At 63.6% G+C, this 20,876-nt stretch carries 18 protein-coding genes and 1 pseudogene; 10 read left to right on the plus strand and 9 right to left on the minus strand.

The genetic code is table 11. The features are described from left to right. Window positions 1–94: 94 nt before the first annotated feature. The 5 genes and pseudogenes from gpgF to HU760_RS24665 all read right to left on the minus strand — a co-directional run. Complete coding sequence (gpgF, locus tag HU760_RS05630; protein ID WP_186675085.1) at window positions 95–1,090, minus strand: glucosaminyl phosphatidylglycerol flippase; 996 nt, start codon at window positions 1,088–1,090, stop codon at window positions 95–97. Beyond that, entirely contained in the window at window positions 1,087–1,851 is a 765-nt protein-coding gene (gene gpgD / locus HU760_RS05635) for an N-acetylglucosaminyl phosphatidylglycerol deacetylase (protein ID WP_186675084.1), read from the minus strand. The genes gpgF and gpgD overlap by 4 nt, the downstream gene beginning before the upstream one ends. Continuing rightward, a complete protein-coding gene (gpgS, locus tag HU760_RS05640) occupies window positions 1,844–2,965 on the minus strand; it encodes an N-acetylglucosaminyl phosphatidylglycerol synthase (protein ID WP_186675083.1) in 1,122 nt (373 codons plus the stop codon). Before gpgS ends, gpgD begins: the two co-directional genes overlap by 8 nt. A 177-nt stretch (window positions 2,966–3,142) precedes the next feature. Continuing rightward, entirely contained in the window at window positions 3,143–3,907 is a 765-nt protein-coding gene (locus tag HU760_RS24660) for a methyl-accepting chemotaxis protein (RefSeq protein WP_372241584.1), read from the minus strand. A 93-nt stretch (window positions 3,908–4,000) separates the two neighbouring features. Further along, a pseudogene (locus HU760_RS24665) lies at window positions 4,001–5,017 on the minus strand (HAMP domain-containing protein); the annotation flags it as partial. Between the two features lie 167 nt (window positions 5,018–5,184). Between HU760_RS24665 and HU760_RS05650 the strand changes: the two are divergent. Next, window positions 5,185–6,660, plus strand: a complete 1,476-nt coding sequence (locus HU760_RS05650) for a helicase HerA-like domain-containing protein (RefSeq protein WP_186675081.1) — start codon at window positions 5,185–5,187, stop codon at window positions 6,658–6,660. A 70-nt stretch (window positions 6,661–6,730) separates the two neighbouring features. Here HU760_RS05650 and HU760_RS05655 read toward each other — a convergent pair whose 3' ends face one another. Both HU760_RS05655 and HU760_RS05660 read right to left on the minus strand, forming a co-directional pair. Then, complete coding sequence (locus HU760_RS05655; RefSeq protein WP_170032247.1) at window positions 6,731–8,203, minus strand: inorganic phosphate transporter; 1,473 nt, start codon at window positions 8,201–8,203, stop codon at window positions 6,731–6,733. Window positions 8,204–8,516: 313 nt separating this feature from the next. Continuing rightward, window positions 8,517–8,717 (minus strand): hypothetical protein, encoded by a 201-nt coding sequence (locus HU760_RS05660; protein WP_186675080.1) that lies wholly within the window; start codon window positions 8,715–8,717, stop codon window positions 8,517–8,519. A 487-nt stretch (window positions 8,718–9,204) separates the two neighbouring features. Between HU760_RS05660 and pcaR the strand changes: the two genes are divergently transcribed. From pcaR to pcaC, 9 genes are all read left to right on the plus strand, one after another. Beyond that, window positions 9,205–10,095, plus strand: coding sequence for a pca regulon transcriptional regulator PcaR (gene pcaR, locus HU760_RS05665; protein WP_225931900.1), 891 nt, complete (start codon window positions 9,205–9,207; stop codon window positions 10,093–10,095). 327 nt (window positions 10,096–10,422) lie between these two features. Further along, complete coding sequence (gene pcaK / locus HU760_RS05670; RefSeq protein ID WP_186675079.1) at window positions 10,423–11,769, plus strand: 4-hydroxybenzoate transporter PcaK; 1,347 nt, start codon at window positions 10,423–10,425, stop codon at window positions 11,767–11,769. 235 nt (window positions 11,770–12,004) lie between these two features. Next, a complete protein-coding gene (locus HU760_RS05675; RefSeq protein ID WP_186675078.1) occupies window positions 12,005–12,865 on the plus strand; it encodes a CoA transferase subunit A in 861 nt (286 codons plus the stop codon). Next, entirely contained in the window at window positions 12,862–13,641 is a 780-nt protein-coding gene (locus tag HU760_RS05680) for a CoA-transferase subunit beta (RefSeq protein WP_186675077.1), read from the plus strand. Before HU760_RS05675 ends, HU760_RS05680 begins: the two co-directional genes overlap by 4 nt. Next, on the plus strand, window positions 13,638–14,843 hold the full coding sequence (gene pcaF / locus HU760_RS05685) for a 3-oxoadipyl-CoA thiolase (protein ID WP_186675338.1): 1,206 nt from the start codon (window positions 13,638–13,640) through the stop codon (window positions 14,841–14,843). The genes HU760_RS05680 and pcaF overlap by 4 nt, the downstream gene beginning before the upstream one ends. 174 nt (window positions 14,844–15,017) lie before the next feature. Beyond that, on the plus strand, window positions 15,018–16,307 hold the full coding sequence (locus tag HU760_RS05690; RefSeq protein WP_186675076.1) for an MFS family transporter: 1,290 nt from the start codon (window positions 15,018–15,020) through the stop codon (window positions 16,305–16,307). Window positions 16,308–16,316: 9 nt separating this feature from the next. Then, complete coding sequence (locus HU760_RS05695) at window positions 16,317–17,669, plus strand: 3-carboxy-cis,cis-muconate cycloisomerase (protein ID WP_186675075.1); 1,353 nt, start codon at window positions 16,317–16,319, stop codon at window positions 17,667–17,669. An 11-nt stretch (window positions 17,670–17,680) separates the two neighbouring features. Further along, the gene (gene pcaD, locus HU760_RS05700) at window positions 17,681–18,472 is read left to right on the plus strand and encodes a 3-oxoadipate enol-lactonase (RefSeq protein WP_186675074.1); all 792 of its coding nucleotides are present in this window, start codon (window positions 17,681–17,683) and stop codon (window positions 18,470–18,472) included. 10 nt (window positions 18,473–18,482) lie between these two features. After that, entirely contained in the window at window positions 18,483–18,875 is a 393-nt protein-coding gene (gene pcaC, locus HU760_RS05705) for a 4-carboxymuconolactone decarboxylase (RefSeq protein ID WP_186675073.1), read from the plus strand. Window positions 18,876–18,924: 49 nt separating this feature from the next. On the opposite strand, the gene HU760_RS05710 is transcribed toward pcaC, so the two are convergent. Both HU760_RS05710 and HU760_RS05715 read right to left on the minus strand, forming a co-directional pair. Then, window positions 18,925–19,437 carry an Mpo1 family 2-hydroxy fatty acid dioxygenase gene (locus HU760_RS05710; RefSeq protein WP_186675072.1) on the minus strand — a complete coding sequence of 171 codons (513 nt, stop codon included), beginning with the start codon at window positions 19,435–19,437 and terminating at the stop codon, window positions 18,925–18,927. Between the two features lie 149 nt (window positions 19,438–19,586). After that, complete coding sequence (locus HU760_RS05715) at window positions 19,587–20,840, minus strand: OprD family porin (RefSeq protein WP_186675071.1); 1,254 nt, start codon at window positions 20,838–20,840, stop codon at window positions 19,587–19,589. Window positions 20,841–20,876: the final 36 nt, after the last annotated feature.

Raw genomic sequence — 20,876 nt, forward strand, 5'->3', positions numbered from 1 at the left:
CTCGGCGAAGGCTGCCTGGCCCGCTACGACCCCGAAGCCCTGGCCGATACCGACGGCACCGATTTCCCCGGTGCCGCCGAACTCTGGCAGCTGCTCAACCCGCCTGACGCCGTCGCCAGCGCTCCAGCAACGGACGCGCCAGCAGGCATAAGAATACCGGGCCGCCCGCCAACAGGTAGAAATAGTAGGTAACCGCCCGCCATATCACGATCGCTGCTGCTGCGGTCGAACTGCCCACCAATGGTGTCAGCAGGCTCGCCGAAGTCAGCTCGGCGGCACCGGCACCGCCCGGCAGCAGGCTGAACTGGCCGGCACTTAGCGATAGCATCTGCACCAGAAAGCTGGGTATCCACGCCAGGTTCACCCCCAACCCCTGCAATACCAGGTACAACACGCTGTAGCGCAGCCCCCAGTGCACGCAGGTCAGGGTGAAAACCAGGATCAGCGTGCGTTTCGGCAGGCGCCAGGTTTGCGCCAGTGCATCGATGAAGTGCAGCAGTTTGCGCGCCCAGCGGCGTTTGCGCCGCGGGCTCATGCCCAGGTGGCGCAACAGGCGGCCATTCAGGCGCATTACCGTGCGTCGGTAGCGCAGCAGCCCGAGTACCGCGGTCAGCGCCGTGCACAGGAGCAACGCGCTGCCCAGCAGCATGCCTTGCTGGCTGCGTCCCAGGCTGTGGAACAAGGCGTAGCCGGCAATCGCCAGCATGGCGCAGAAAAAGAACACCAGGTCGTTCAACTGGTCCATGGCGAACACCGCGCCGCTGCGCGCCGGGCCGATGCGGTCGCGGGCCAGCAGGGCCATCAGGGCCAAGGGGCCGCCGCTACCGCCTGGAGTGGTGCAGATGGCGAACTCGGTAGCCATCACCACACCCAGGCTGCGCAGGCGCCCGAGCCTTGCACCTTGTTGGCCGAGCAGCAGGCGCAAGCGAAGGGTATTGATCACCCAGCACAGCAGGATCATGCCAAACAGGGTCAGCAGCAGGCTGGGGTCGAAGCGTTGCAACCTCGGCAGCAGCCCGCTGCCACCGAGCAAGGCCGGCACCAGCAGCGCGCCGAGCAGGGCCAGGCCCAGCCATGCCAGGCGGTTCATGCGCCGACCTTGCGGTCCAGCCAGGCCGACTTGGTCAGCGGTTCGCGGCCCTGTGCCAGGAGGTTGCGCAAGGTGTTCAACCAGTAGTCGCGGGAACTGCGATGGCGCATGTCCACCGGGTGCAGGCCCAGGCGCAGGGTTTCGGCCTCGCGCCAACGCCGACATTGCCAGTCGCACACCAACCGTGACAGGCCGCGGCGCCAGGCGCTGCGGGCACTCCAGACCAGGCCTGGCGCCTCGACCGCAGTGAACTCCGGCAAGCGATACAGGTGCTGCGGCGTGCTGGTGTAGCGCAGTGGCAGGTGACGCAAGGCCTGGCGTGTACCTTCGCTCATCAGCCAGGCGGGTGCGACGAACCCGGCCACTGGCCAGCCCTGCTGGCCGAACAAGGCCAGGCCCTGCTGCAGGCGCTGCAGGGCCTGTTGCTGGTCAAGGGCGTAGAACTCGCCTTCATGGGTATAGATGCGCCGCATGAAGTACTCGCCGGGGGTTCGCGGGGGCGGGCCGTCATCGGCATGGTAATAGCCGTGCAAGGCCAACTCATCGCCCTGTGCCAGGCGCCGTTCGAGCAGGCGGCAGAAGGCGGGTGAGCCCAGCAGCGGGTTGCGCTGGTGAAAGTCCGGTACCACCAGCCAGGTCATGGGGACGCCGCCCATGCCGTCGATCGCCTGGACGAAGGGCTGGTAGTCCGGCCAGGTCTCGGGGGCCACATCGTGCAACACCAGCATCAGGCTGCGCGCACTCGGCAATGGCTCAACCATGGGCGCGTGCCTGCGGCTGGTGGCCGAGCACGGCCTGGTAATGCTGCAGCAGGCCGGCAACCACGTTGTCCCAGGAATAATGCTGTTCGACATGGCGGCGGGCCTGGGCCCCCAGTTTGCGCACGCCGGCCTCGAACACCTCGCGCACGGCGCTCGCCATCGCCTGGCCGTCGTTGGGCCGGCACAGGCGCCCGCAGTGTTCGTTGACGATCTCGCCGAATGCACCGGCGCGCACGGCTACCACCGGCGTGGCGCTGGCCATGGCTTCGAGTATGACCAGGCCGAAGGTTTCCTGGTCGCCGGCATGCACCAGTAGATCAGCGCTGGCCATCAGCCTGGCGACTTCCGGGGCAGGGCAGAAGTGGTCGATGACGCTGACATTCTGCGGCACATTGGCCGGCATGTTCGAACCCACCAGCAACAGGTGGTAGGGACGGCCAAGGTGCTGCATGCAGTCGAGCAGTACCGGCAGGTTCTTCTCCCGCGAGCCACGGCCGGCATAGATCAGCAGGCGGCTGGTGTCGGCAATGCCCAGTTCGGCACGCAGTTGCAGGTCCCGCCGGCTGGGGTGGAAGGTGTCCAGGTCGACGCCCAGGCGCTGCACGTGCACGTCCCGCACTCCCAGGCGGCGCAGTTTGTCGGCCATGACCTGGCTGGGTGCCAGGACGCGGTCGAAATTGCCATACAACTTGCTGACGTAAGCTTCGACATTGGGCGTGAACCAGTTGCCCATGCGGTTGCTGACCAGCAGCGGCAGGTCGGAATGGTAGAAGCCGATCACCGGCACATTCAACTGGCGCCTTGCTTCCAGTGCAGCCCAGGCGGTCAGGTAGGGGTCGCCGACTTCGATCAGGTCAGGCTTGAGCTTGCGCAATACGTTGCACCAAGGGGCCAGGCGTACCGGGAAGCGGTAGCCGTTACCGAAAGGCAGCGGCGGTGCGGGCACCTGGAAGATGCCATCGGCATGTTGCGCGCTGGCGCCGGGTATCAGCAGGCTGTGGCGCACGCCGTGGATGGCGTCGAGGCGGTGGTGTTTGGCATCAAGATAGGTACGTACGCCGCCGCTGGCAGGGGCGTAGAACATGGTGATGTCGGCGATGTGCACGATCAGCATCCCTCCGGGATCGTCTTCGGGTCTGTCATCCGGCGGTAGAGGGCCGGCGATGACGCGCCTTAAAGTTGACCTTTTAGAAGGATAGTTTGTTCGATCGGGGTTGGGCGGGGGTTAAGGCGGGAGAGCGTTGTCGGCTTCTTCGCGGGCGTAGCGCGAAGAAACCGACACCGTCCTGGATCAGATACGGAAGCTGCCCACCAGATGCTTGAGGCGGCTGGCCTGCTGCTCCAGGTCGGAACAGGCGCGCAGGGTGGCCTGCAGGTTCTCCACGCCCTCCTGGTTGAGCATGTTGATCTCGTTGATATCCATGTTGATCGCTTCGACCACGGCGGTCTGCTCTTCGGTGGCGGTGGCCACCGACTGGTTCATCCCGTCGATTTCGCCGATGCGCACGGTAACGCTGTCCAGGCGTTCGCCGGCCTGGTTGGCGATCTGCATGCTGTCCTGGCTGTGGCGTTGGCTCTGGTCCATGGTCTCGACCGACTCGCGGGCGCCGACCTGCAGCTCTTCGATCATGGTCTGCACCTGTTGCGCCGATTCCTGGGTGCGGTGTGCCAGGTTGCGCACCTCATCGGCGACCACGGCAAACCCTCGTCCGGCCTCACCGGCACGGGCCGCTTCGATCGCCGCGTTCAGGGCCAGCAGGTTGGTCTGCTGGGAAATGCTGGTGATCACTTCGAGGATCTGGCCGATGTTGACGGTCTTGCTGTTCAGCGTCTCGATGTGCGCGCTGGAGGTGACGATCAGGTCGGACAGGCGATTCATCGCCGCAATGTTGCGCTCTACCACCTGCTGCCCTTCTTCGGCCAGCAGGCGCGCCGAGCTGGCGTGCTGCGAAGCCTGGGCGGCGTTGCCGGCAATTTCCTGGGCAGCGGCACCCAGTTCGTTGATGGCCGCGGCCACGCTGTTGGTGCGGTTGGCCTGCTCGTCGGAGTTGGTCATGGACGAGTTGGAGGCGCTGATCACGCGCAGGGCCACTTCGTTGACCTGCTCGGTGGCCGAGGACACTTCGCGGATCGAGCTGTGGATGCGTTCGACGAAACGGTTGAAGGCGCTGCCCAGGATGCCGAATTCATCGTGATTGTGGATACGCAGGCGCTTGGTCAGGTCGCCTTCACCTTCGGCGATGTCCTCCATGGCGCGGGTCATGGTGTGCAACGGCTGCATCAGCACGCGGATCAGCAGGCCGAGCAGGCCGATGATGATCACCACCGCCACCAGCGTGGCGATCACCGCCGAGGTACGGAAGGTGCTGAGCATCGAGAAGGCCTTGTCCTTGTCCACCGACAGGCCGATGTACCAGTTGGCCGACGGCAGGCCGGTGATCGGGGTGAAGGTCAGCAGGCGGGTCTGGCCATCGCTCTGCACTTCGGTCAGCTCACCGGTCAGTTTCGGCGTGTGCTGCGGGAACAGGTCCGACAGCGACTTCATTACCAGGTCTTTGTCCGGGTGCACCAGGATCTTGCCCTGGTCGTTGACCAGGAAGGCGTAGCCCATGCCGCCGAAGTTCAGCGAGTTGATGATCTGTACCAGGCCGTCGAGTGCCAGGTCGCCACCGACCACCCCGACATTGCCGGCGATCTTGCTGATGATGCCGATGACCATCTTGTTGGTGGCCATGTCGATATACGGCTCGGTCAGGATGGTGCCAGTGGCATTCAGGCCATCCTTGTACCAGGGGCGGGTGCGCGGGTCGTACCCGTCCGGCATCTTCGTATCGGGGCGCACGCTGAAGCCGCCATCGACCTTGCCCGCATAGACCGTGAGGAAGCTGGAAATGAGTGCATTCTGGCCCAGCAGGGTGTCGGAGCTGGCCGGTTCCTGGGCTATGTTCTGTGCCAGGTTTTCGACCAGCTTGATACGGCCGTCGAACAGGTTGCGGATATTGGTCGAAGTGGAATCGCCCATTTCAGCCAGATAGTTTTCCAGGTCTGCGCGGATCGCATTACGCTGGAGGTAATCGTTGTAAAGCGTGAAAAGGCTGAAGGCGAGTATCACGATCAATGATGCGGCCAAAAGGATCTTGTGGCTGAAACGAAGGCTTTTGTTCATGGCGTAATCGGTTCCGCTAAGGTTTTGTATCAGGCGTTTGCACGCGTGGCGTCGCAGCCGTGCAAGATCCCGAAAAGTCCCTTTTCGGTTGTCCCTCTCTATTAAGGCGAATATCACCCACAGGTATCGGCCGAACTAAGGCAAAGCTTGAGAAGAGGATTAAAGAGATGTCGGAAATTTCGACTGTCGTTGTAGGCGCTGGCCCAGATGGCCAACCAGTTGGGCAGGCGATGAGGCTGGCCAACCGCCATGGCCTGGTAGCAGGCGCTACAGGTACAGGCAAGACTGTCACTCTCCAGCACCTGGCGGAGGCGTTCAGTGACGCGGGGGTGGCCGTGTTTGCCGCCGATGTCAAAGGTGACCTGTGCGGCCTGGGCGTTGCCGGCGCGCCGCAGGGCAAAGTGGCCGAGCGCATCGCCGGTATGCCCTGGCTGGGGCACCGAGCGCAGGCCTACCCGGTAACCCTGTGGGATATCGCTGGGCAATCTGGGCACCCGCTCCGCACCACCCTCAGTGAAATGGGGCCGCTGCTGCTGGGCAACTTGCTGGAGCTGACCGACAGCCAGCAGGCGGCGCTGTATGCCGCATTCAAGGTGGCCGACCGTGAAGGCCTGTTGCTGCTGGACCTCAAGGACCTCAAGGCGCTGCTGGCGCACCTGAAGGACAACCCGCAACTGCTGGGTGAAGACAGTGCACTGATGACCGCGGCTTCCACCCAGGCCTTGTTGCGCAGGCTGGCTACCCTGGAACAGCAGGGGGCCGAGGCGCTGTTCGGTGAGCCGGCATTGCAGCTTGAAGACCTGCTACGAGCAGACCCCGATGGTCGTGGGCGCATCCACCTGCTGGATGCCAGCCAGTTGGTGCATGAGGCGCCCAAGGTGTATGCGACCTTCCTGTTGTGGTTGCTGGCGGAACTGTTCGAGCAGTTGCCCGAGCGCGGCGATGCCGACAAGCCTGTATTGGCGCTGTTCTTCGATGAAGCGCACCTGCTGTTCAACGATACGCCCAAGGCATTGCAGGATCGCCTGGAGCAGGTGGTGCGGCTGATCCGCTCCAAGGGGGTCGGGGTGTACTTTGTCACTCAGTCGCCAGGGGACTTGCCGGATGCGGTGCTGGCTCAGTTGGGCTTGCGCATCCAGCATGGCTTGCGGGCGTTCACCGCCAAGGAGCAGAAATCGCTGCGAGCGGTGGCAGATGGCTTCCGCCCCAATCCGGCGTTCGACACCTTGGCGGTGCTGACCGAGCTGGGTATCGGCGAGGCGTTGGTAGGGACGCTGGAAGAAAAGGGCACACCAGCGATGGTGCAGCGTGTGTTGATTGCGCCGCCGCAGTCGCGTATCGGGCCGCTGAGTGCCGCCGAGCGTAGCGCCCTGATTGCGGCTTCCCCGCTGGCAGGCCGTTATGACAAACCGGTGGACCGTGAATCGGCCTATGAAATGCTCAGCCGGCGCAAGGGTGAACCGGTCGAGCCGGCGCCACAGCCCCAGGTGGATGAGGAAAGTTTTGCCGACAAGGCCGGTGAGTTCCTGCAGAGTGCGGCGGGGCAGGCGATCAAGTCGGCGGTGCGCCAGGCGGCCAACCAGTTGGGGCGGCAGCTGGTGCGGGGACTGATGGGATCGTTGCTGGGTGGCAAGAAAAGGTAGCTGGCCAGCGCAGGAAACCGGCCCATGAAAAAGGCGCCCCCAAGGGCGCCTTCTTCTATTGCGCTATCATTCAGCCGATGGCTTTGGACGCCAGCCAGAACAGGCCAGCCGCCAGGCCCATCGACGCCGGCAGGGTCAGTACCCAGGCCAGCAGGATGGTCTTCACGGTGCCGCCTTGCAGGCCGCTCTTGTTGGCAACCATGGTGCCGGCCACACCGGACGACAGCACGTGGGTGGTCGATACCGGCAGCGCGAACACGTTGGCCATGCCGATGGCGCAGGCCGCGGTAATCTGCGCCGACATGCCCTGGGCATAGGTCATGCCCTGTTTGCCGATCTTCTCGCCAACGGTCAGCACCACGCGCTTCCAGCCAACCATGGTGCCCAGGCCCAGTGCCAGGGCGACTGCCACGATCACCCAGAATGGCGCGTATTCGGTAGTGGCGGTCAGGTCCTTGCGCAGCTTTTCCAGGTCGGCCTTTTCACGGGCTTCCAGGCCCGGCAGCTTGCCGACCTTTTTCGCCGTGTCGTCCAGGCACAGCAGGTAGCGGCGCACTTCAACGCGTTTTTCGGCATCCAGGCTGTGGTAGTCGGTCACGCCCTGCAGCGAGGACTGCAGTGCGGCGATGGTCGGCTCGGTCTGCTGCGGGTTGCAGCTGAACTGCTCCGGCAGGTCGCTGGCATTGGCCTTGCCCAGCGCCAGGAATTCGCCCAGGGTAGCGGCATTGCGCTGGTAGAACTGGCTCATGTGCAGGGTGGCGTCGCGGGTACGCTCGATCTGGTAGGTAGTGCTGTTCAGGTCGAGGACGAACTTGGCCGGGACGATGCCGATCAATACCAGCATGATCAGGCCGATGCCTTTCTGGCCATCGTTGGAACCGTGCACGAAGCTCACGCCCATGGCCGAAACCACCAGTACCAGGCGGTTCCAGAACGGCGGGTGCTTCTTGTCGTCGAGCTTGCGGCGCTGCTCGGGGGTCTTGTGCATCTTCGACAGCGGGCGCCACCATTTCAGGCCGATCAGCACCAGGGCTGCGACGGCGAAGCCGGCCATCGGCGAGACCACCAGCGACATGGCGATGTCGATCGCCTTTTGCCAGTTGACGCCGTCGCCTAGCGGGATGTCGTTGATCAGGGCGTTGGCCAGACCGACGCCAAGAATGGAGCCGATCAGTGTGTGCGAGCTGGAGGCCGGGATGCCGAAGTACCAGGTGCCCAGGTTCCAGGTGATGGCCGCAGCCAGCAGCGAGAAAACCATGGCCAGGCCGTGTCCGGTGTTCACGTTGATCAGCAGCTCTACCGGCAGCAGGTGCACGATGGCATAGGCCACCCCGACACCACCGAGCAGAACGCCAAGGAAGTTGAACACGCCGGAGAAGAACACGGCGAGGTGCGGCGGCATGGCTTTGGTATAGATGACGGTAGCTACCGCGTTGGCGGTGTCATGAAAGCCATTGATGAACTCGAAGGCGAGTACGAAGGTCAGGGCGAGCAGCAGGCTCACCAGTACCCAGGCATCCAGTCCGCTGAATAATTCGATCATGAAGGTTGTCTGGCGGTCATAGGGGGGCGGGATTATGCCAGAAAACCTCGGCAATCGATGCATCTGCTACAGACCGACGGCAATCTTCCGGCGGTGAACCGAATGTGCGCAGCGGGCCAGGAGGCCAGGGAAAAGTCGGCAAAAACACGTAAAACATGGCGAATGCTGGCAAAAAACCAAAGAAAAAGCCGTTTCGCGCTCATTCAAACGCTCGTATGAAATTTGTGTAATTCCATTTCACTAATCGGCCTGGCGGTAAAGATCGAGCATGCTCGCGCCGGCCGGGCGACGATGTGCTGTAGTTGTGCCTGGCTCAGGGGTTGTCGCTACGCAGTTCCTTTTCCATACGTTCCAGCTCCTGGCTGAAGGCCTGGTCACGCACGCTGGCACGCTTGCGCCAGGGTTTGCGTTCCGGGTCCGGTTGTGCGGCGTAAGTAGTGACTTCACCACCGTAGACTTCCTTGTAACGTTCAGCCTGGCGCTCGAGTTCTGCGCGCAGTTCATCTTTCGTCACATGCAGTACCTGAATTAAGTTTATGGCTGTTTGTCATGCGCAGTGCAGTGTGCGTATGCGTGCTGACCACGCCAGCGTGATACAGCAGAAGGTTCACAACCACGGCAGCACCGCGGCCTGCGCAATCGATTATAGCAACCGACATTTCGCCGGACATCGTTATTTACCCAACCATGACATATCTGACAATAAGTAAGGAACGCATCCGTCAACTGCCTGCGCCGTTCGTACAAGTTTGAAAGGCAGGGTGGATGAAAGTTCGTCACTGGGCAGTAACGTGCTGATGGCGGGTTGTGGAATGAAAAACGGCCTCGCCTGAAAGGCGAGGCCGTTGCCTGGGACTTCTACGGTGGGTACCTGACCAGTCTCTCCAAAGAAGCCACAAGTGGCGTTGAGAAAGGTATAAGCAAAAGTGTCAGCGGTCAATTGCGATTATCGGCCGTTTGTTCGATAATCGCACGAGTGGGCGATTTTTTTGAGGTATTCAATGAGCGACGAAACCCTGGCCAACGATTCCGTCAATCCAGAGTCGGCCACTCCAGAGCAGGCGCGATCTGTCTCGACAGCCCTGGCTCCGCCGATCGTGGCTTCCCCGGCCAAACGCATCCAGGCCTTCACCGGCGACCCGGACTTCATGACCTCCCTGGCACGTGGCCTGGCGGTGATCCAGGCCTTCCAGGAGCGCAAGCGCCACCTGACCATCGCGCAGATCAGCCACCGCACCGAAATTCCCCGGGCCGCTGTGCGCCGTTGCCTGCATACGCTGATCAAGCTGGGTTATGCCACCACCGACGGGCGTACCTATTCGCTGTTGCCCAAAGTGTTGACGTTGGGGCATGCGTACCTGTCATCGACGCCGCTGGCGATTTCCGCCCAGCCTTACCTGGACCGCATCAGCGATCAGTTGCACGAGGCGGCCAACATGGCCACCCTCGAAGGCGACGATATTCTCTATATAGCCCGCTCAGCCACGGTGGAGCGGCTGATTTCGGTCGATCTGTCGGTGGGTGGGCGCCTGCCGGCCTATTGCACGTCGATGGGGCGCATCCTGCTGGCAGCGATGGACGACACCAGCCTGCGCGAGTACCTCGAGCGCGCAGACCTGAAGGCCCGCACCAGCCGTACCTTGCACGACCCCGAGTCGCTGTTCGCGTGTATCCAGCAAGTACGCGCCCAGGGCTGGTGCGTGGTCGATCAGGAGTTGGAGCAGGGACTGCGCTCGATAGCGGTACCGGTGTATGACGCTTCGGGGCAGGTGCTGGCGGCGTTGAACGTGAGCACGCATGTGGGGCGGGTGACGCGCAGCGAGCTGGAGCAGCGCTTCCTGCCGATTCTGCTGGCTGCCAGCCGGGACCTTTGCCATCAGCTGTTTGGTTGAGCCCGCCGGGGGACGCAAAGCGGTCCCCTTCAAATTTAGAACAGGCAAAAGCCTTTCCTGTGCGATAAACGCACAGTGTCGTTCGCGGCGAATTGCTTCACCCCCGCCCGCTGATTAATGTCTCTCGCAGCGGTCGGCTGTGCTGACCGAACAAGAAAAATACAAGAGGCATTTAGCATGAATACTGTCCCTTCGCTGGCGCGGCCGCACCCGCGCGCAGTCCCGTTGTATCCAGGCTGACGCAAGCCGCTTTCTCGCAATGATTGCCTTCTGTGCCGGTTGACCGCGCGCAGTGGTATGGCTATGCCCTCATTCTGGATAACAATAATGAACCAAGCGCAACCCAACGTCGGCAAAAGCCTCGACGTCCAGTCGTTCATCAACCAGCAGCCGCTGTCCCGCTATCAATGGCGGGTGGTGCTGCTGTGTTTCCTGATCGTCTTCCTCGATGGCCTGGACACTGCGGCCATGGGCTTCATCGCTCCGGCCTTGTCGCAGGAATGGGGGATCGACCGTGCCAGCCTGGGCCCGGTCATGAGTGCCGCATTGATCGGCATGGTGTTCGGTGCCCTGGGCTCCGGCCCGCTGGCCGATCGGTTTGGTCGCAAGGGGGTGCTGGTCGGGGCGGTGCTGGTGTTTGGCGGCTTCAGCCTGGCTTCGGCCTACGCCACTGACGTCGACCAGTTGCTGGTACTGCGTTTCCTGACCGGCCTGGGCCTTGGTGCGGGCATGCCCAACGCCACCACGCTGCTTTCCGAATACACGCCCGAGCGCCTCAAGTCGCTACTGGTGACCAGCATGTTCTGCGGCTTCAACCTCGGCATGGCTGGTGGTGGCTTCATTTCCGCCAAGATGATCCCAGCCTACGGTTGGCACAGCCTGCTGGTGGTCGGTGGCGTACTGCCGTTGTTGCTGGCGCTGGTGCTCATGGCCTGGCTGCCGGAGTCGGCGCGGTTCCTGGTGGTGCGCAATCGCGGCACCGACAAGGTGCGCAAGACCTTGTCGCCCATCGCCCCGCAGGTGGTGGCCGAGGCAGGCAGTTTCAGCGTACCGGAACAAAAGGCCGTGGCCGCACGCAATGTGTTTGCGGTGATCTTCTCCGGCACTTATGGCCTGGGCACCGTGCTGTTGTGGCTGACCTACTTCATGGGCCTGGTCATCGTGTATCTGCTGACCAGCTGGTTGCCGACGCTGATGCGCGACAGCGGCGCGAGCATGGAGCAGGCAGCCTTCATCGGCGCACTGTTCCAGTTTGGTGGCGTGTTGAGCGCGGTCGGTGTGGGCTGGGCCATGGACCGCTTCAACCCGCATAAGGTGATCGGCATTTTCTACCTGCTGGCTGGGGTGTTTGCCTACGCTGTGGGGCAGAGCCTGGGCAATATCACGCTATTGGCCACCCTGGTGCTGGTTGCCGGTATGTGCGTGAACGGGGCGCAGTCGGCCATGCCGTCGCTGGCGGCGCGCTTTTACCCGACGCAGGGCAGGGCCACGGGGGTATCGTGGATGCTGGGTATCGGCCGTTTCGGGGCGATTCTCGGGGCCTGGAGTGGTGCGACGCTGCTGGGCCTGGGCTGGAGTTTCGAACAGGTGCTTACGGCGCTGCTGGTACCGGCAGGGCTGGCGGCTGTGGGTGTGATCGTGAAAGGGCTGGTGAGCCACGCTGACGCGACCTGATGTGTCGGCCTCATCGCCGGCAAGCCCACTCCCACAGGCGTGCATATGACGTGAGGCCGATGCCGACCTGTGGAGATGGGCTCGCCGGACAGGGCCGGTCCAGGCGCGAAAGGGGATAGGTAGGGACGCAATAATTGGTTCGATAATCGCACAAATAGTCGATTATCGGATTGTCAGCCCCCCGCGAGCCTCCTTAATCTGAGCTTACCGAAGCATCCTGACCAGGAGTCTCCAAATGGCCGCAATTCTCTCGCTTCACGACGCCGTGAAGCAGTTCATCCAGGATGGCGATACCGTCGCCCTGGAAGGTTTCACCCACCTGATCCCGACCGCCGCTGGCCACGAAATCATCCGCCAGGGCAAGCGCGACCTGACCCTGGTGCGCATGACCCCCGACCTGATCTATGACCAGCTGATCGGCGCTGGTTGCGCCAGCAAGCTGATTTTCTCCTGGGGCGGCAACCCGGGGGTCGGTTCGCTGCACCGCCTGCGTGATGCCGTCGAAAAGCAATGGCCTCACGCTATCGAGATTGAAGAACACAGCCACGCCGACCTGGCCAACGCCTACGTTGCTGGTGCCTCCGGCCTGCCCTTCGCGGTGCTGCGTGCCTACGCCGGTTCCGATCTGCCGAAGGTCAACCCGCTGATCAAGAGTGTTACCTGCCCGTTCACCGGTGAAGTGCTGGCTGCGGTACCGTCGGTGCGCCCGGACGTGACCGTGATCCACGCGCAGAAAGCTGACCGCAAGGGCAACGTGCTGCTGTGGGGGATTCTCGGTGTGCAGAAGGAGGCTGCCCTGGCCGCCAAGCGTTGCATTGTCACTGTCGAGGAAATCGTCGACGACCTGCAGTCACCGATGAATGCCTGCGTGCTACCGACCTGGGCCCTGAGCGCAGTGTGCCTGGTGCCGGGTGGTGCGCACCCGTCCTACGCTCACGGCTACTACGAACGTGACAACCGTTTCTACCAGGCGTGGGACCCGATTGCCCGTAGCCGCGAATCGTTCACCGCCTGGATCGACACCTGCATCCGCGGCACTGCCGACTTCAACGAATTCAAGGCCAGGCTGGCCAGCACTGCGGAGGCCGCACAATGAGCTACTCCACTTCCGAAATGATGACCGTCGCCGCAGCCCGGCGCCTGCGCAATGGTGCTGTGTGCTTCGTCGGCATCGGCTTGCCGTCCAAGGCCGCCAACCTGGCGCGCCTGACCTCGTCGCCTGACGTGGTATTGATCTACGAATCCGGCCCGATCGGCGCCAAGCCAAGCGTGCTGCCGCTGTCGATCGGCGATGGCGAGCTGGCCGAGACCGCCGATACCGTGGTACCGACCGGCGAGATCTTCCGCTACTGGCTGCAAGGTGGCCGCATCGATGTCGGTTTCCTTGGTGCCGCGCAGGTCGACCGCTTCGGCAACATCAATACCACCGTAGTCGGTGACTACCACGCCCCGAAAACCCGCCTGCCGGGTGCCGGCGGCGCACCGGAGATCGCCGGTTCGGCCAAGCAGGTGCTGATCATCCTCAAGCAGTCGCCGCGTGCCTTCGTCGACAAGCTGGATTTCATCACCTCGGTCGGCCACGGTGAAGGCGGCGACTCGCGCAAGCGCCTTGGCCTGCCAGGCGACGGCCCGGTCGGCATCATCACCGACCTGTGCATCATGCAGCCGGAAGCCGGCACCAACGAATTCGTCGTCACCGCCATCCACCCAGGCGTGACCCGTGAGCAGATCATCGCTGCCACTGGTTGGGCGATCCGTTTTGCCGACGATGTGCAAACCACTGCCGAACCCACCGAAGTCGAGCTGTCCGCACTGCGCGACCTCGAAGCCCGTACCGCCGCGGCCCATGGCCAGGCGGCAGGAGAAGCCTGATGCGCGACGTATTCATCTGTGATGCCATCCGCACCCCGATCGGTCGCTTTGGCGGCGCACTGGCTGGCGTGCGTGCCGATGACCTGGCGGCCGTGCCGCTGAAGGCGCTGATCGAGCGCAACCCGAGCGTGCAATGGGAGCAACTGGACGAGGTGTTTTTCGGTTGCGCCAACCAGGCCGGTGAAGACAACCGCAACGTGGCGCGCATGGCACTGTTGCTGGCCGGCCTGCCACAGAGCATCCCCGGCGTCACCCTGAACCGCCTGTGCGCCTCGGGCATGGATGCCATTGGCACCGCCTTCCGCGCAATCGCCAGCGGTGAAATGGAGCTTGCAATCGCCGGGGGCGTCGAGTCGATGTCGCGTGCCCCGTTCGTCATGGGCAAGGCCGAGAGCGGCTACTCGCGTAACATGAAGCTCGAAGACACCACCATTGGCTGGCGTTTCATCAACCCGCTGATGAAGCACCAGTACGGCGTGGATTCCATGCCGGAAACCGCCGACAACGTGGCTGACGATTACCAGGTCTCGCGCGCCGACCAGGACGCCTTCGCCCTGCGCAGCCAGCAGAAGGCTGCCGCTGCCCAGGCCGCCGGTTTCTTTGCCGAAGAGATCGTGCCGGTGCGTATCGCCCACAAGAAGGGCGAAACTGTTGTCGAGCACGATGAACACCTGCGCCCGGAGACGACTCTGGAAGCCCTGACCAGGCTCAAGCCGGTCAACGGCCCGGACAAGACCGTCACTGCTGGCAACGCTTCGGGTGTGAATGATGGCGCTGCGGCGCTGATCCTGGCATCGGCCGAGGCGGTCCGCCAGCACGGTCTGACCCCTCGTGCCCGGGTACTGGGCATGGCCAGCGCCGGGGTAGCGCCGCGGGTAATGGGCATCGGCCCGGTGCCGGCGGTGCGCAAGCTGACCGAGCGCCTGGGTGTGGCAGTGCAGGATTTCGATGTGATCGAGCTTAACGAAGCCTTTGCCAGCCAAGGCCTGGCAGTGCTGCGTGAACTGGGCGTGGCCGACGATGCGCCGCAGGTGAACCCCAACGGCGGCGCGATCGCCTTGGGCCACCCGCTGGGCATGAGCGGTGCGCGCCTGGTGCTGACGGCGCTGCACCATTTGGAGAAGAGCGGTGGGCGTAAAGGCCTGGCGACCATGTGCGTGGGCGTCGGGCAGGGTTTGGCGTTGGCCATCGAGCGGGTTTGACCTGTACCGGTCACTTCGCCGGCACGCCCGTTTCCACAGAGGGAACCACGCCTCCTGTTGTGGGGCGGGCGTGTCAGCGAAGTGGCCGATACCTCAGACACAAGGCCAAGGCGGAACGAGCGTGTTACCAGGTATGTCTAGAATTACCTGCGACCCTCCAGGAGTAAACTCACCATGACTTCAGCCTATTACACCGGCGAAGAACGCAGTAAACGCATTTTCGCTATCGTTGGTGCCTCCTCAGGCAACCTGGTGGAATGGTTCGACTTCTATGTCTATGCCTTCTGCGCCATCTACTTCGCCCCGGCTTTCTTTCCTTCCGACGACCCCACGGTGCAGTTGCTGAACACGGCGGGTGTGTTTGCCGCAGGCTTTCTGATGCGCCCCATTGGTGGCTGGATATTCGGCCGCCTCGCTGACCGTCATGGTCGCAAGAATTCCCTGATGATCTCGGTGCTGATGATGTGCTTCGGCTCGCTGATGATCGCCTGCCTGCCAACCTATGCCAGCATCGGCACCTGGGCCCCGGCATTGCTGTTGCTGGCCCGCCTGATCCAGGGCCTGTCGGTAGGCGGTGAGTACGGCACTACCGCCACCTACATGAGCGAAGTGGCCCTGCGCGGCCAGCGCGGCTTCTTCGCTTCGTTCCAGTACGTCACCCTGATCGGCGGCCAGTTGCTGGCGGTGCTGGTGGTGGTGATCCTGCAGCAACTGCTCACTGAAGATGAGCTGCGGGCCTGGGGCTGGCGCATACCGTTCGTGGTCGGCGCCATCGCCGCGCTGATCTCGCTGATGTTGCGCCGCTCGCTGCACGAGACCAGCAGTGCCGAAATCCGCCAGAGCGAGGAGGCCGGCACCATCAAGGGCCTGTTCCGCAACCATGCGGCGGCCTTTGTCACCGTGCTCGGCTATACCGCCGGTGGTTCGCTGATCTTTTACACCTTCACCACCTACATGCAGAAATACCTGGTCAACACCGCCGGTATGACGGCGAAAAACGCCAGCTACGTGATGACCGGTGCGTTGTTCCTGTTCATGGTGCTGCAGCCGTTCTTCGGCATGCTCTCCGACCGCATCGGCCGACGCAATTCGATGCTGCTGTTCGGCGCCCTGGGGACACTGTTCACGGTGCCGTTGCTGATGGCGTTGAAAACCGTGACCAGCCCGTTCATGGCCTTCGTGCTGATTACCCTGGCGCTGTGCATTGTCAGTTTCTACACCTCGATCAGCGGCCTGGTGAAGGCCGAGATGTTTCCACCGCAGGTGCGCGCGTTGGGTGTGGGCCTGGCCTATGCGGTGGCCAACGCGGCGTTCGGCGGTTCGGCCGAATACGTGGCCCTGGGCTTGAAGACCCTGGGCATGGAAAACACTTTCTACTGGTACGTGACGGCGATGATGGCGATAGCCTTCCTGTTCAGCCTGCGCCTGCCGAAGCAGGCGGCATACCTGCACCACGAGATTTAAGGACGTGGCATGACCAACCAACTGTTCGACGCCTACTTCACCGCGCCGGCCATGCGCGAGATATTTTCCGACCGCGGCCGGCTGCAAGGCATGCTCGATTTCGAAGCGGCGCTGGCCCGTGCCGAAGCTGCAGCCGGGCTGGTCCCGCACAGCGCCGTCGCGGCTATCGAGGCGGCCTGTCGCGCCGAGCGCTACGACGTCCGTGCGCTGGCCGACGCGATTGCCACTGCGGGCAACTCGGCAATCCCGCTGGTGAAGGCGTTGGGCAAGGTGATTGCCAGTGGCGTGCCCGAGGCCGAGCGCTACGTGCACCTCGGTGCCACCAGCCAGGATGCCATGGATACCGGCCTGGTCCTGCAACTGCGGGCAGCCCTCGACCTGATCGAGGCCGACCTTGCCAGGCTGGCCGATACCCTGTCCCGCCAGGCCTTGCAGCATGCCGATACGCCGCTGGTGGGGCGCACCTGGCTGCAGCACGCCACCCCGGTGACCCTGGGCATGAAACTGGCGGGTGTGCTGGGCGCCTTGACCCGCCACCGGCAACGCCTGCAGGAACTGCGCCCACGCCTGCTGGTGCTGCAGTTCGGTGGGGCCTCGGGTAGCCTGGCAGCCCTCGGCAGCAAGGCAATGCCGGTGGCCGAAGCCTTGGCCGCTCAGCTCAAGCTGAGCTTGCCCGAGCAACCCTGGCACACCCAGCGCGACCGCCTGGTGGAGTTCGCCTCGGTGCTGGGCCTGGTCGCCGGCAGCCTAGGCAAGTTTGGCCGCGATGTCAGCTTGCTGATGCAAACCGAGGCGGGGGAGCTGTTCGAGCCTTCCGCGCCAGGCAAGGGCGGCTCCTCGACCATGCCGCACAAGCGCAACCCGGTGGGTGCGGCTGTACTGATCGGCGCGGCGACGCGTGTCCCGGGCCTGGTCTCGACGCTGTTTGCCGCCATGCCCCAGGAGCACGAGCGCAGCCTTGGCCTGTGGCATGCCGAATGGGAAACCCTGCCGGATATCTGCTGCCTGGTATCCGGTGCCTTGCGCCAGGCCCAGGTGATTGCCGAGGGCATGGAAGTGGATGCCGCGCGCATGCGCGCCAACCTCGACCTGACCCAGGGGCTGGTATTGGCCGAGGCGGTGAGCATCGTCCTCGCCCAGCGGGTGGGCCGCGACCGCGCCCATCACCTGCTGGAGCAGTGCTGCCAGCGCGCCGTGGCCGAGCGGCGTCACTTGCGCGCGGTGCTGGGCGACGAACCGCAGGTCAGTGCCGAACTGTCTGGCGAAGAACTCGATCGCCTGCTCGACCCTGCCCATTACCTGGGCCAGGCCCGTGTCTGGGTGGCACGCGCCGTATCTGAACATCAACGTTTTATTGCCTGAAGGAGACCGCTGTGGCGCACTTGCAATTGGCCGATGGCGTTTTGAACTACCAGATCGATGGCCCGGCAAACGCCCCGGTGCTGGTCCTGTCCAACTCGTTGGGCACCGACCTGGGCATGTGGGACACGCAGATCCCGCTGTGGAGCCAGCACCTGCGGGTGCTGCGCTACGACACCCGTGGCCACGGCGCATCGCTGGTCACTGAAGGCCCATACACCATCGAACAGCTGGGTCGTGACGTACTGGCTTTGCTCGACGGCCTCGACATCGCCAAGGCGCACTTCGTCGGCCTGTCGATGGGCGGCCTGATCGGCCAGTGGCTGGGCATCAATGCCGGCCAGCGCCTGCACAGCCTGACGTTGTGCAACACCGCCGCCAGGATTGCCAATGACGAGGTGTGGAACAGCCGGATCGACACCGTGCTCAAGGGCGGCCAGCAGGCCATGGTCGACCTGCGCGACGCCTCCATCGCCCGCTGGTTCACCCCGGGGTTCGCCCAGGCCCAGCCAGCCCAGGCCCAGCGCATCTGCCAGATGCTCGCGCAGACCAGCCCGCAAGGGTATGCCAGCAACTGCGCGGCGGTGCGCGATGCCGACTACCGCGAGCAACTGGGCCGTATCCAGGTGCCGACGCTGATCGTGGCCGGTACCGAAGACGTGGTGACCACCCCTGAACATGGCCGCTTCATGCAGGCCGCGATCGAAGCTGCCGAGTACATCGACTTTCCGGCGGCACACCTGTCCAACGTCGAGGTCGGCGAGGCGTTCAGCCGCCGCGTGCTCGACTTCCTGCTGGCTCACTGAGGATATCGGCATGGACGAGAAACAACGTTACGACGCTGGCATGCAGGTACGCCGCGCAGTGCTTGGCGATGCCCATGTGGACCGCAGCCTGGACAAGCTCAACGACTTCAATGGCGAGTTCCAGGAAATGATCACCCGCCACGCCTGGGGTGACATCTGGACCCGCCCGGGCCTGCCGCGCCACACGCGCAGCCTGATCACCATCGCCATGCTGATCGGCATGAACCGCAACGACGAGCTGAAGCTGCACCTGCGTGCGGCAGTCAACAACGGCGTGACCCGCGACGAAATCAAGGAAGTGCTGATGCAGAGCGCGATCTATTGCGGCATTCCGGCGGCCAACGCCACCTTCCACCTGGCGGAGTCGGTGTGGGATGAACTGGGTGTCGAATCCCGGAGCTGATCGCTGCGCGGTTTCTATAGGAGCGGCCCATCGCGACACAAGGCCGTTCCTACAACGAGCGCCCTGCAACCGGGCCTGCGTTGCGCTCCACGGCCTGCTTCAGGGCCGGGCACAGGCCTAGCATGAACGCTGCTTCCGCCACCACGAACAGCGGCCCGATGATCAAGCCGCTGATGTCGTCGACAAACGCCGGCTTGCGGCCTTCGTAGTAGTGGCCGACGAACTGGATGATCCAGCCCAGCACGAACGCCACCAGGCCGCTGCCGAGCCACAGCGCGGTGGACTGCATCGCCAGCACCTGGCCGACCCACAGGCAGAGCCCCAGCAACAAGCCCATCACCAGCCCGAAGCGTAGGTCCAGACGCAAGTAGAACCATACCGAGGCCGCCGCTGCCAACATTGCCGGCGATAGCCACATGCCTGCCACATCCCAGCCCGGGCGTGACAGCAGGATGGTCACCGCCAGCACGATCAATGGGATACCGACGAAGTGGCTGGCGATGTTGCGTGGGTCGCGATGGTAGCTGGCATATTGGCTCAGGTGGTCGACGAGGTTCTTCATGTTGTGCCTCCCTGGTTTGCCGGATCGGTTGTGTTGCCAGCACCCGCAAGAGGCCGGTGCTGCAACCGATATAGCTCAGGATAGACCGCCGTCACCACCATCATCAGCCAGGCGAATGGCAGCGGCCCGCGCTGCCATATCCGGCCTGTTCAAAGCAGGTTCAGCGGGTAACTCACGATCAACCGGTTCTCATCGAACGTGTTGGTGCTGAAATCGCGACGCATGGTGGAGTTGCGCCACTTCAGCGACAGGTCCTTGAAGCTGCCTGACTGCACCACGTAGGCCAGCTCGGTTTCCCGCGCCCACTCCTTGCCGTCGTCCACCCCACCAGCGCTGACATTGTCACCCTTGATGTAGCGGTTCATCAGGGTCAGGCCGGGTACGCCGACGGTGGCGAAGTTGAAGTCGTAGCGCACCTGCCAGGAGCGCTCCTTGGCATTGTCGAAGCTGGAGTTGTAGCTGTCGTTGGCCAAGGTGCCGCCGCTGGTGCCGTTGACCCGCATCCAGGCGTTGTCGCCGCTGACCTTCTGCAGGCCGACATAGAAGGTGTGGCCCTGATAGCGTGCCGAAAGCAGGGCCGAGGCGGTGCGGTTATCCAGTTCGCCAGCGCGTTCGGCGCCGTCTTCCTTGCCAGTGAAGTAGCCCAGGTTGGCGCCCAGGGTCCAGTCGCCCAGCGGCTGGCTGTGCACCAGGTTGAGGTACTGCTGGCGGTAGATATCCTTGAGCTGCGCATCCCACAAGCCGATCATGGTGCGCTTGTCGTTGAAGGTGTACTCACCGCCGGCAAAGTTGAAGCGGTCAGAGGTGAACGCCGCCTTGCCGTTCAGCGACATGTCTTCCATGCTGGCGTCGTTGCGCGGGCTGTTGCCGCGGAACTGGCCGGCGTACAGGGTCAGGCCGGTGATTTCCTTCGAAGTCAGCTGGCCACCGCGGAAGGTCTGTGGCAGCGAGCGGCCGTCGTCCGAGCGCAGGATCGGCAGTACCGGCATCCATTCGCCGACTTTCAGCTCGGTTTCGGACAGCTTGGCTTTCAGCGCCACGCCCAGGCGGCCGAAGTCATCGGCGGGGCGGCCATCGTCGTGCACCGGCAGCAGCTGGGTGTTGGTGGTGCCTTTGCCGCCGTCGAGCTTGACCGAGTACAGGCCCAGTACGTCCATGCCGAAACCGATGGTGCCCTGGGTGAAGCCGGAGCGGGCGTCAAGGATGAAGCTTTGCGTCCATTCCTCGGCCTTGGCCTGCGGGTGGGCCGGGTCGACGAAGTTGCGGTTGATGTAGAAGTTGCGCAGGTTGAGGGTGGCCTTGGCGTCCTCCATGAAGCCACCCTCGGCGGCGAGCAGCGGGAAGGCGCAGGACATGGCCAACAGGCCGGGCAGCAGCTGGCGTGCGGGTTGCAAAGTGCTCATCTGTCGTCGATCTCTTGTTTTTATGGGCGAGCCGGT

The sequence above is a fragment of the Pseudomonas oryzicola genome, assembly GCF_014269185.2.
Classification (GTDB): domain Bacteria; phylum Pseudomonadota; class Gammaproteobacteria; order Pseudomonadales; family Pseudomonadaceae; genus Aquipseudomonas; species Aquipseudomonas oryzicola.